Genomic DNA, 11,322 nt, shown 5'->3' with positions numbered 1-11,322 from the left:
ATGGTTCTTCTAAGATAGATCCTTAGATTATCTAGGGATAATCTTCATGCAAAAAAATATATGACCAATTTCCTCCCTATCCTAAGATAACGAAAAGTATATATATTTCAGCAAATATTCTTATCATTTATCCTTTATCGGTTTTTAATGAATATTTTAATGATGCTAAGAATCCTTTACCAAGCAAAAGAGAAATTGAACATAAATAGACCAATACCGCTCCTGACAAGATGATAGCGAGGTTTTTAAACGGACTAAAAGCTGTCTCTGCGGACAACTGATTGAATAAACAAGGCTTAAAAAACACGATAAACATTCCCATTAACCCTGAGGATATGAAGATAGATAAGATTCTATAGATAGTTTGGAATGGTAAATCTATTTGCCTACGTTTCAACAAAGCGACTGCTAGACAAATTGTGTTGACCCACACCCATGAAACTTCTGCAGTAGCAATACCATATCCCCCAATAAACGGAAATAACCCTATTGCTATCACAAAACCCATGACGATCGATAATATGTAGAATTTCGCAGGAGTCTTCACATCATTTCGAGCATAAAATTCTGATAACAGAACTCTTGAAAGGAGAAATCCTACAATTTCTGTACTGTAAATAGACAAATACGAGGATACAAGAATAGTGTCTTGGGCAGTAAACGCTCCTCGTTCATAAAGTGTTTGGATAATTTCCTTCGGGAGCATTAATAAAATAGCAGTACAAGGTATCCCAAAAAACAATACATATTCAATGGCTCGATTGCGCAGTTCAGAGCTCTGCTGTTTATTTTCCAATTGTATAGCACTAGACAATTTCGGTAACAACGCAGCCATCATAGATCCTCCAATAAGCCCTAACGGTAGGAAATATATCCGTGATGCATATTGCATTGCGGAAACGGCACCCATCTCCCGAGTAGCTATAGCTCGTATTATGACGAAAAAAACCTGTACGAAAACAGCTGTCACTAATAGAGGAGATGCTAACTTAAAAAAAGTTTTACATTACACGTTAAGCGGGGATATTGAAAGCGTAGCTCAACTCCAGATTTTTTAGCAGACAAATAAAGAATCCAAAAGTAGACTGCATGAGCCAAAAACACCCCCCAACATAGAAGATAGATCATCTCCGCCTTATGCATATTAGAACCATAGCAAAGTGCATATGTCAGTACAAAAATTGGGAGAATATGGATAACCATTGAAGGCATACATGCAATAAAATAGCGACCTGATGCAAATAATATGCCCGTCACCAATGAGGCGAGCGATATGAAAAATATGCTCGGCATCACCACTCTAGATAATTGTACTGTTAAAAAATATTCATCTGATTGATAAGGAAATCCAGGAGCCATTACATAGCGGACGAGCAATGGTAGAACCAGCTCTATGACCATGATCATTACCATAAGGATAGGGAGTAAGACGCTAAAAACCTCAGATGACAAACGCCAAGCGTTTTCAGATCCATTTTGTTCTCTTCTTTGACTGAACATAGGAATGAAAGAATTATGAATGACACCGTCGCCTCTAGCAGCTAACCGAACAAAAATAAACTCCACATAAGCCACTGTGTAAAAAGCATCTGTTATCTTTCCTACACCAAAGACTGCAGCCATAAGACTCGCACGTACAAACCCAAGACAACGATTTACTGATTCTGATGCCACCAGCGTGAAAAAATTTCGAACAAGCTTCATTAGCACAACTCCCTACCTTCATTCGCACAAGCATTGAAACAAACACAGACTCGCGACAGATTATTTCCCAGTCCAACCCCACTAATCGCACCTAGGGAATCACCAAAATGCAATACTATAGTTGTATAAATTACGGATACAAACAAAATATTTATGTACGCATAAAAAATAATTATTTCTTATAAAACAGTTCGAGAACGAATGGCTTCAAAAATAGTCCCATCATCGAGGTAATCTAATTCACTCCCCATAGGAATACCATAAGCCAATCTGGTAATTTTAACATCTATTCCTTTAAGTTTGTCCATAATGTAATGGGCTGTCGTTTGCCCTTCAATTGTAGCACTAATGGCAAAAATCAGTTCTCGAATTTTTTTAACTTCGATTCTCTCTATCAAAGACTGTATTCCAATATCTTCTGGACCAATTCTATCAAGCGGAGAAAGGGATCCACCTAGCACATGGTATAGAGCATTTACTGCTTTAGAGCGCTCTAAAGCCCATAAATCAGCAACATCTTCTACTACTATAATCACTGAGGCATCCCGCTGTTGATCTATACAAATAGCACAAGGATCTGTAGTATCAACATTCCCACAAATAGAACAGAGACAGACTTTATTGTATATGTTGGCCATAGCCTCTGCTAAAGGACCCAATAATTGTTCCTTTTTCTTGACCAAATGTAAAGTCGCTCTCCTCGCAGAACGAGGACCAAAACCCGGTATACGCGCTAATATTTTAATGAGATTTTCAATTTCTTTCCCTGTTATTTTTTTTTGCATATTGTATATCCATTTAAAACAGAGAAAAAATTTCAGATCTTTTCTTCAAGATCATTGATAGTACTTCCTCTATCATTCTAAAATATACTCACCTCACATTTAAACCAAAATCTATGTACCATTAACAATTGATCTGATATACCGGTAGATTTGATCAACATCTATATCTATTAGAAAGGGAATTTCAAACCAGGGGGAATAGGCAATCCTTCCGTGATCTCTTGAGTCTTTGTGGCTACAAGATCTTCTATTTTTTTATGAGCATCACTGTGAGCAGCAATAATTAGATCTTCTAATATTTCAACATTGTCTTCAAATAACAGAGACCTATCAATTTTTACCCCTGTTAGCATATTCTTACCATTGATACGAACACTTACCATTCCTCCTCCAGCATTGCCTTCTGCCTCTAAAGAAGTGATGGATTCCTTCATTTTTTCCATTTTTCCCTGTATTTCTTTGAATTGTCCAACCATTTTCATTATATTGCTCATTAGTATAACCCCTCCATTACTAAAAATTTTCTATTTATTTTCTATCATTATAAATTGGGAATAGTACGGATACAAACAACTTGAGCCGTCGGGAAAATAGTACGAACAGCTTTAATATCTGAATCAATTTCAAAATATTCACAACATCTTCCTAGAGAAAATCTGATTTCCCAATCTTCACCTGTCCAATTTTTAAGCTTTGTGGCAAGATTTTCAATAAAATCCTCAGGAATCTCCTTTAGAAAAGAGACTTCTAATCTTCCCAGTTCAAAAGAAACGACATGCAGAAACCTTTGCAACATCTCTACCATTTTATAATCATGATTTTTCTCACATAACTCGATTAATTGCTTTGTATAATTATCTGGAGTACACGCACTTAATCGATTCAATACATCTTGTTTTTCAGTAATACCGGCCTCAGCTAACGGAAAACATTCATCAGAAGATATATTTCTCGGGAGTGCATTCTCACCAATAGCAAAAGAAGAAACATTCAATGCATCAAGTTTTTTTTTTTCTTTTCTTCCACGATATAGCGTGCAATTTCTTCCGGTGAAGGTAACTGAACAGCGTGTGCTAAACGTATGAGGACCATTTCAACAGCTTCCATAGGACGCGAAAAACCTTCTATTTCAGAAATACCTTTCAAAATCATTTGCCAGAAGCGAGAAAGAAAAGTAATGGACACCTCTTTGGAATATTGCAATGCTCGCGCGTTTTCAGCTTCACTATATAACAAAGTATCTGCCATCTCTGGAATGTATTTAATTCTTGTCACTAAATGAGTAAATTCAGCAAGATCATGAAGGATAACTGAAGGATTTACGCCGGAATCATATTGTGAAGAAAATTCTTGTAAAACATTGATAATATCCCCTTTTATTAAATATCCGAACAAATCCATTATTCGATTGCGATCAGCAAGCGCAAGCATCAAACGCACGCTAGAAGTCACAATCTTATCATTACATCGGGCAATAGCTTGATCTAATAAAGACAATCCATCACGGGCTGATCCATCAGATGCGCGCGCAATCATCGCAACAGCTTCAGGGTCAAATTCTATTGATTCTTCCTGCAAAATTTTTGTAAATAATTCAATAAGATCCCCAATAGAAATCCGATGCAAATCAAAACGCTGACATCGCGACAGCACTGTTATTGGGATTTTACGAATCTCTGTAGTAGCAAATATAAATTTCACATGTGGAGGAGGCTCTTCGAGGGTTTTTAACAAACCATTAAAGGCAGCTGTTGACAACATCTGAACTTCGTCCATGATATAAACCCTAAAGCGCGCAGAAATAGGCTTGTAGTAAATTTGATCAATGATTTCACGAACATCGTCAATGCTTGTGTGAGAAGCAGCATCAAGTTCAACCACATCAACATGATTCCCCCGTATGATGGCCTGACAATGCTCTCCAAATCCCTCAAATTCTACTGTAGGAACATCTATATGAGCTGTTTTATAGTTCAAAGATCGCGCAATAATACGAGCAGTAGTTGTCTTTCCAATACCCCTTGTACCAGATAGCATGTAGGATTGCGCTATCCGACCTGATTTAAAAGCATTAGTCAGAGTCTTAATCATAGGTTTTTGACCTATCATATCCGAAAAGCTCTGCGGACGATATTTTCGTGCTAAAATACGATAATTAGTTTCAAACTTAGACAGAGGAAAATGCTCTCACATTTGTAAAAAAATCCAAAATTCAACAAGAGAGGCTGAAAAAATAACCCGCTACAACATTGTTAGAGCTGCTTCTTCCCAGACCTGACTCGATTCACAAAAATAGCGTCTACCTTCCAACCCCTCAACATGATTATCAGGGATCTGCATATAAAACACAAGTCAATATCACCAACTATTATAATTATTTATATATATACTGATAAATCAACCACTTATATTGCCAATACTCTCAAACACCACTACAAATATATCATTAATTCTACAATATTTTTTTATCCTTCCCGCACTTTTTCACCCGAAAGAAAAGCTAATGCCTAAATAAATATCACATAATTTATTTACGCTATGTTAGAGAAAATATCTTCTCTCGGGATAAAAGGAATGCACCTCACAAAACTGATGCATTAAATTCTTAATTTTAGTTTTCTATGCCCCATATCATTAAAAAGAATATTTTTACATTATTAAAAAAAAACGACACTACAGATCCTCATATCTCAGGATTGATACTATTTCTGACTAGAACATGTGTTTTTCTTTCTTTACATACTAGCGAGAATAGATCATGTTCACTCACGCTGAAAAAATTCTCTATAGCTTGGATCTAAGAAAATATATGCCTAAAATATTGCAGAATTCGCTTATTTTTACGTTAGCAATATATTTTTATTTAGCTCCGATTCTTGCCCTCTCTCACGAAAAAGAAATATTTGAAAAAAAACCTCTACCACGTTTTGTCACAATTAAAGCTAGTCGCGCTAATTCCCGTATAGGACCTGGGATAATGTATACTGTTGTTTGTACATATTTAACAAAAGGGCTTCCTGTCGAAGTTGTGAAAGAATATGAAAATTGGAGACAAATTCGTGATTTTGATGGCACCATTGGTTGGATCAACAAAAGTTTACTTTCCGGCAAACGTTCTGCTATCGTTTCCCCATGGAATCGTAAAACAAACAACCCAATATATATTAATCTATATAAGAAACCAGATATACAATCTATAATCGTAGCTAAAGTAGAACCTGGAGTTTTGCTCACAATACGGGAATGTTCGGGGGAATGGTGTTTTGGATACAACTTGGATACAGAGGGATGGATCAAGAAACAAAAAATTTGGGGAATATATCCCGGAGAAGTATTCAAATAAAGAAAGGAATTCCACATAAGAAAATCAATATTTTACAATACTCGAAACATGTATAATTAATTTTTATGCGTTTCTAGAATTCTACGAAAGATCACATTTATGAGATTCTAGAAATATTTTTTTATATCCTCATCTTTATTTCATTTAACCTAAGGACATATAGCATATGAAGGATCAACACATTAAAGAAAAAGTTTTGGTTATCATTCCAGCTCGTTTAAACTCAATGAGATTCCCCAAAAAAATTCTTGCCGATATCAATGGACTGCCTATGATACTCCATACTGCAATCCGTGCACGCAAAGCAAATATTGGACGTGTAATAGTTGCTGTTGACGACACAAAAATAAATGAAATTGTATTACAGGCAGGATTCGAATCGGTAATGACACATACAAGTCATCAATCAGGATCCGACCGCATATTTGAGGCCTTAAATATTATAGATTCAGACAAAAAATCCCAAATCATTGTGAATATGCAAGCAGATATTCCGAACATAGAACCTGAAATCTTAGCATCTGTACTTCTACCCCTACAAAATCCTATAGTTGATATAGGAACCCTCGGGACAAGAATTCATGGTAGTACAGATCCAGATGATCCTAATATTGTCAAAATAGTTGTTGCTTCCCCTTCCGAAAATGGATGTTTTCGTGCACTATATTTTACACGTACCAAAACTCCGCATGGAACAGGACCGTTCTACCAACATCTCGGTATTTATGCTTATAGACGTGAAGCATTGAAACGCTTTACTCAACTCTCCCCTTCCGTGCTAGAACAAAGGGAATCCCTTGAACAATTACGTGCTTTAGAAGCACGTATGCGCATTGATGTTAAAATAGTCCAATCAAATGCAATGAGCGTTGATACTACAAACGATCTAGAAAAAGTGCGTACTTTAATCCCTCATGACCACCATAAAGGCCTTTATAAGAAAATTTTTAACGATAAAATATTAAAGAGTTAATAGTCAAATACATAATGCTTGATGATTAGAAATACGCATGAATTTCGCCGTTTCATTGAGAGAATCAAAGACTGATTTATCAGTTCCTGTCATGAAAATTTGACTACCTATATCAGTAACAATTCTAAAAAGCGCATTGCGTTTATCTTCATCAAGATGCGCTGAAATTTCATCTAAAAGTAAAATCGGAGCAAAACCAGTGGTATTAGATATTAAACGTGCATGCGCCAAAAAAATTCCAACTAAAACAACCTTTTGTTCTCCGGTTGAACCATGTGCTATGGTTATGGCTTTATCACAATAATCAACAATCAAATCACTTCTATGAGGACCTATTAAAGTACGCCTCGACATGGAATCCATCTTTCGTCCATCAAAAAGTTTTTTTGCATATTCTTCTTTCAATGCACAAAAAGATTGATCGAATTTCCCATCAAGAAAGCCTGTTAAACTTAACTTAATATGAGGAAAGTTTTCTTTTTGTACATATTCCATAATTAAAGAAGAAAGTGCATTTATCATCTCTACACGTGCAATATTTATTTTTACCCCTAACTCTGCCATTTGCGCTTCGATACTGCTACACCAAGACGAATCAAAATAACCTTCTGTTAATAAGCGATTACGACCGCGCATCAAACGCTCAAAATCGATCATACGACGTCTATGCCTCGGATCAATCGCAAAAACCATTCTATCCAAGAAACGGCGTCTTTCCATAGAAAGACCACTAAAAATCCGATCCATAGAAGGAACAAGCCAACTAATTCTAAGATGCTTGTTTAATTCGTCTACAACACGTATTACAACATCGTTGATCTGTAAACATCGCACACTTCTATCATCTCTGGTCTCTAGTTTTATAGATATATCTGCTAATCCTTCCATTCCTTCTACGCGTGCAAAAGTAGAAAAAAAAGAGGGAGATCCAATCCGAGTGACATCCGCATACGATGCACGACGAAATCCTCTACCAGGCGATAAGAATGAGATAGCTTCTAAAATATTAGTTTTACCTACTCCATTATCCCCAACGAAAATAGTATGCTGGGCATCAAATACTAGACGCAAGGAAGCATAATTACGAAATTCACTAATATTTAAAAACTTAATTTTGATTCTATTAGTCATAATCTAATTACAGGAAGAATCTGCCATAAAGTAAAAAAGGATATAATAATCAATTCCTATTGAGCAATCACCCTTCAATTGCACCAATACCTCGTTTCCCTAACCTAATACTTGAAGCACTATTTCTGCCGCCATGTGACCTGCTGGCTTCTTTGTATTCATACGATCCCACAAATTTTCAAAACCATGTAACATAGCACGCCGTTGCAAAGTATCCTGAGATAACCTTTCAATCCAACGCACCAATGCCTCCGAACGAATCATACTATTGAAATACTCAGGGACTAAAGGATAATCAACAATAAGATTAGGCAAAGCACAAGTCCATGTCTTTATATAAAAAATAAAAAAATTCACAATCCACTCTGATTTATAAATAGAAACAACAGGAATGCCACATAGTGCTAACTCCAAAATAACTGTTCCAGATGCAGCCATTGCAGCATTACATGTCATAAACACTTGTTTTTTCTGTTCTTTATCAATAATAATCTCAGGAGATATATCCCATTTCGAGACTATACAACGCACAAGATTTTCTTGCGATGATACTGTCACTAATGAAAATCTAAAAAAAGGATTTCGTTTAACAAGAGATGCTACAGCACTTTCAAAAAAAGGCAAAATTTTATAAATCTCTTGAGCACGTGATCCAGGCAACAAAAGTATCTTTTTCCATTGAGAAGGAGTATTTCGTTGTTTGTTTCTCTGACTATATACTTCTAATATCGAAGGACTACTACTCAAAGGATGACCTACGAATGTAGTAGGAGGTCCGCCTAACCTCTGCATAACTTCTTTTTCAAAAGGAAGAATAGATATAACCTGATTAATATACGCACACATTTTACGTGCACGTCCTTCACGCCATGCCCAAACACTTGGACAAACGTAATTAATTATTGGAAGATTTGGCATTTTTTTGCGAACACGTTTTGCCACACGGTGCGTAAAATCAGGATTATCAACAATCAATAAGACATCCGGTTTAGAAGAAACAATTAATTCTACGGTCTGATTAATACGAAAAATAAACTGAGGTAAATGTCTAACAACTTGCATAATTCCAATTACTGATAATTCAGAAAAATCAAACAAAGAAACAAGCCCTTCTTTTTGCAAAGAAGGACCACCAACCCCTACTAAATTGATAGGATAACTTACCATCTCTTTGAGAGACTTTATCAGATCACCAGCAAGAAGATCTCCTGATATCTCACCAGCAATAACAGCAATCTTAAGTGAATTCATATTGCAAATTCACGATCTATGCCACAAACAAAAATACCCGCTTCATCTGCATGTTTTTTTACAAGTTCTTTTTCCAAAACAAGAGATTTCCCAGCCTCCAAAGCAATCCCAGCAAGACCTGCCTTAATCACATTTTGCACTGTTTTTGCTCCAATAGAAGGTAAATCTGCACGCATATCTTGTTGTGACTTACACATTTTGACTAACACTCCAGATTTACCGGCGAGAATTCTCCCATTATTTCTACAGTCTACGATACGTTGCAACATAGAATCGGTTCCTTCAATCCCTTCTAAAGCGACAACCCTCCCTCCAATACTAACTGCAGATTGTCCAACATCAAGTTCAGACAACGCCTCTGCTGATTTCATAGCAGCCAATATATCCCGTTTGACATCTCTATTAGGAACACAAGTACCCAAAGAGCCTACTTGTACTAATAACTCAGGTACAATCTCATGTGCTCCAACGACACTCACTCCATAACTCTCGAGAAGATCAATGCTTGCTTTGAGAATAGCTGCATTTCCACCAGAGACTAACTGCCATATCATCTTTGAAATTCTCAATGAATCCTTAATAGAAAAACATAAATCTTGCACATTCGGACGACGATCTATTGCTCCTGCTACAACAATCCTACCTATATTGTATTGGTGTAAAATTGATCGTAAAACACAAAAATCACCTAATGGCAGTTCTCGACATTCGAAATCTTGCCAATCAAAAGAACATTCATTTAAAACTGATGCAATGACAGGTTCATCATTTTTTAACCTAGCAGCCTTTGCAACATAATAAGGCAACATACCAGAACCAGCAATGATAAGAAGACGTTTCACATATAACCCTATTTTTTCGAATTTCCCCAATTAGAAAGAGGACGCTTGCGATCAGCAAAAATAAAATTAATTATATCTGATACCTCAGGACAGCTGACATTCTGTTCGCGAATAGCTCCTGCATTCTTATAAATAGAATCACCCTGTTGAAAAATTTGTTTATACACAGCTCGAATAAGATGAATCGTATCTCTACTGAAACCAGCACGCCTCATTGCTACGACATTCACTCCTCTCAAGGCTCCAGGATTACCATTCAGGATGCCATAAGGGATAACATCATGAACAACACCCGTCATCCCTCCTATAAAGGCATATTTTCCAATACGTGTGAATTGATGTACAGCAGAACCACCTCCGAAAACCACTCTATCATCAACAATGACATGCCCTGCAATCATTACATTATTAGATAAAACAATGCCATTCCCAAGCTTACAATCATGCGCAACGTGCGAATTAGCCAAAAAGAAATTATTATCACCTACAATGGTTTTCCCGCCATACTCAACGGTTCCTCTATTGATGGTCACACCTTCGCGAATTACACATTTTTTGCCGACCAACAACTCCGTCCCGACGAAGTTATGATATTTACTCTGCGTATCCCCACCTAAAACCGCCATAGGAAAAACTTTAGTAAAATCCCCGATTTTAGTTTTACCCGCCACAACACAATGCGATATTAATTCAACACCAGCGCCAATTTCAACTTCCGAACCCACACAGCAAAATGGACCTATCAAACTATTGGGACCAATAACAGCTCCTTCTTCTACTAAAGCGAGGGGATGAATAATAGGATTGTTACCCATGCGACTCATTTTTCTCTTTTTTCTCATGCATAACCATGGCACAAATCTCCGCTTCAGCGACAACAGTATTTTCCACTTTTGCGCAACACTGAAACTTCCAAAGATCAACACGATTGCGGACTTTATTTACATGATATTCTAAACGATCTCCAGGGAAAACTGGTTTGCGAAAACGCGCTTTATCAATTGACATCAAGTATGGTGGCGCATACTGATCGAAACCATTATGAATTGCACATATAGCACCTGCTGTTTGCGCCATACCCTCAAGAATAAGAACACCTGGCATAACAGGCCTCCCTGGGAAATGACCCATAAAATGAGGTTCATTAAACGTAACATTCTTGATTCCTATCGCGGATTCGTCCCGTTGGATATTCACTACCTTATCCACAAGCAAAAAAGGATACCTATGGGGCAAAAACCGCATTAATTCAACAATATCTTTTGCATCTAAGCATGCAAGATCACTGATCAT

The 11,322-nt window shown here is 36.7% G+C and carries 12 protein-coding genes, 1 other RNA gene and 1 pseudogene; 2 read left to right on the top strand and 12 right to left on the bottom strand.

The genetic code is table 11. The features are described from left to right. Positions 1-127: 127 nt before the first annotated feature. The 7 genes and pseudogenes from murJ to ffs form a co-directional block, all read right to left on the bottom strand. Positions 128-970, bottom strand: coding sequence for a murein biosynthesis integral membrane protein MurJ (gene murJ, locus CD16_RS05875; protein ID WP_272543972.1), 843 nt, complete (start codon positions 968-970; stop codon positions 128-130). 14 nt (positions 971-984) lie between these two features. Further along, positions 985-1,704 carry a lipid II flippase MurJ gene (locus CD16_RS05870; protein WP_272543971.1) on the bottom strand — a complete coding sequence of 240 codons (720 nt, stop codon included), beginning with the start codon at positions 1,702-1,704 and terminating at the stop codon, positions 985-987. Positions 1,705-1,883: 179 nt separating this feature from the next. Continuing rightward, positions 1,884-2,489, bottom strand: a complete 606-nt coding sequence (recR, locus tag CD16_RS02235; protein WP_015452401.1) for a recombination mediator RecR — start codon at positions 2,487-2,489, stop codon at positions 1,884-1,886. A 170-nt stretch (positions 2,490-2,659) separates the two neighbouring features. Further along, positions 2,660-2,983, bottom strand: coding sequence for a YbaB/EbfC family nucleoid-associated protein (locus CD16_RS02230; protein WP_015452400.1), 324 nt, complete (start codon positions 2,981-2,983; stop codon positions 2,660-2,662). Between the two features lie 47 nt (positions 2,984-3,030). Further along, positions 3,031-3,483, bottom strand: coding sequence for a hypothetical protein (locus CD16_RS02225; protein ID WP_031934854.1), 453 nt, complete (start codon positions 3,481-3,483; stop codon positions 3,031-3,033). A gap of 26 nt (positions 3,484-3,509) precedes the next feature. Next, a pseudogene (locus CD16_RS02220) lies at positions 3,510-4,664 on the bottom strand (DNA polymerase III subunit gamma/tau); the annotation flags it as partial. A gap of 42 nt (positions 4,665-4,706) precedes the next feature. Beyond that, positions 4,707-4,804, bottom strand: an RNA gene (gene ffs, locus CD16_RS02215) — signal recognition particle sRNA small type. A gap of 443 nt (positions 4,805-5,247) precedes the next feature. Between ffs and CD16_RS02210 the strand changes: the two genes are divergently transcribed. After that, on the top strand, positions 5,248-5,832 hold the full coding sequence (locus tag CD16_RS02210) for an SH3 domain-containing protein (RefSeq protein WP_015824879.1): 585 nt from the start codon (positions 5,248-5,250) through the stop codon (positions 5,830-5,832). 166 nt (positions 5,833-5,998) lie between these two features. Continuing rightward, on the top strand, positions 5,999-6,805 hold the full coding sequence (locus CD16_RS02205) for a 3-deoxy-manno-octulosonate cytidylyltransferase (protein ID WP_015452396.1): 807 nt from the start codon (positions 5,999-6,001) through the stop codon (positions 6,803-6,805). Between the two features lie 3 nt (positions 6,806-6,808). On the opposite strand, the gene recF is transcribed toward CD16_RS02205, so the two are convergent. From recF to fabZ, 5 genes are all read right to left on the bottom strand, one after another. Beyond that, positions 6,809-7,936: a DNA replication/repair protein RecF gene (gene recF / locus CD16_RS02200; protein WP_015452395.1), complete on the bottom strand. Its 1,128-nt coding sequence runs from the start codon at positions 7,934-7,936 to the stop codon at positions 6,809-6,811. Positions 7,937-8,035: 99 nt separating this feature from the next. Further along, complete coding sequence (lpxB, locus tag CD16_RS02195; RefSeq protein ID WP_015452394.1) at positions 8,036-9,187, bottom strand: lipid-A-disaccharide synthase; 1,152 nt, start codon at positions 9,185-9,187, stop codon at positions 8,036-8,038. Next, positions 9,184-10,029 carry an LpxI family protein gene (locus CD16_RS02190; protein WP_015452393.1) on the bottom strand — a complete coding sequence of 282 codons (846 nt, stop codon included), beginning with the start codon at positions 10,027-10,029 and terminating at the stop codon, positions 9,184-9,186. Before CD16_RS02190 ends, lpxB begins: the two co-directional genes overlap by 4 nt. Before the next feature lie 8 nt (positions 10,030-10,037). Next, positions 10,038-10,853, bottom strand: a complete 816-nt coding sequence (gene lpxA, locus CD16_RS02185) for an acyl-ACP--UDP-N-acetylglucosamine O-acyltransferase (protein ID WP_015824878.1) — start codon at positions 10,851-10,853, stop codon at positions 10,038-10,040. Beyond that, positions 10,837-11,322, bottom strand: a complete 486-nt coding sequence (fabZ, locus tag CD16_RS02180; protein WP_015452391.1) for a 3-hydroxyacyl-ACP dehydratase FabZ — start codon at positions 11,320-11,322, stop codon at positions 10,837-10,839. Before fabZ ends, lpxA begins: the two co-directional genes overlap by 17 nt.

Source organism: Candidatus Liberibacter asiaticus, assembly GCF_000590865.3.
GTDB classification, from domain to species: domain Bacteria; phylum Pseudomonadota; class Alphaproteobacteria; order Rhizobiales; family Rhizobiaceae; genus Liberibacter; species Liberibacter asiaticus.
This window is presented reverse-complemented; position numbering and strand designations above follow the sequence as displayed.

What these genes read in the sequence shown, in the direction of transcription:
- CD16_RS05870 (WP_272543971.1), bottom strand. Translation starts at nt 1,704, where the DNA reads ATGAAGCTTGTTCGAAATTTTTTCACGCTGGTGGCATCAGAATCAGTA.
- recR (WP_015452401.1), bottom strand. Translation starts at nt 2,489, where the DNA reads ATGCAAAAAAAAATAACAGGGAAAGAAATTGAAAATCTCATTAAAATA.
- CD16_RS02230 (WP_015452400.1), bottom strand. Translation starts at nt 2,983, where the DNA reads ATGAGCAATATAATGAAAATGGTTGGACAATTCAAAGAAATACAGGGA.
- CD16_RS02210 (WP_015824879.1), top strand. Translation starts at nt 5,248, where the DNA reads ATGTTCACTCACGCTGAAAAAATTCTCTATAGCTTGGATCTAAGAAAA.
- CD16_RS02205 (WP_015452396.1), top strand. Translation starts at nt 5,999, where the DNA reads ATGAAGGATCAACACATTAAAGAAAAAGTTTTGGTTATCATTCCAGCT.
- recF (WP_015452395.1), bottom strand. Translation starts at nt 7,936, where the DNA reads ATGACTAATAGAATCAAAATTAAGTTTTTAAATATTAGTGAATTTCGT.
- lpxB (WP_015452394.1), bottom strand. Translation starts at nt 9,187, where the DNA reads ATGAATTCACTTAAGATTGCTGTTATTGCTGGTGAGATATCAGGAGAT.
- lpxA (WP_015824878.1), bottom strand. Translation starts at nt 10,853, where the DNA reads ATGAGTCGCATGGGTAACAATCCTATTATTCATCCCCTCGCTTTAGTA.
- fabZ (WP_015452391.1), bottom strand. Translation starts at nt 11,322, where the DNA reads ATGATCAGTGATCTTGCATGCTTAGATGCAAAAGATATTGTTGAATTA.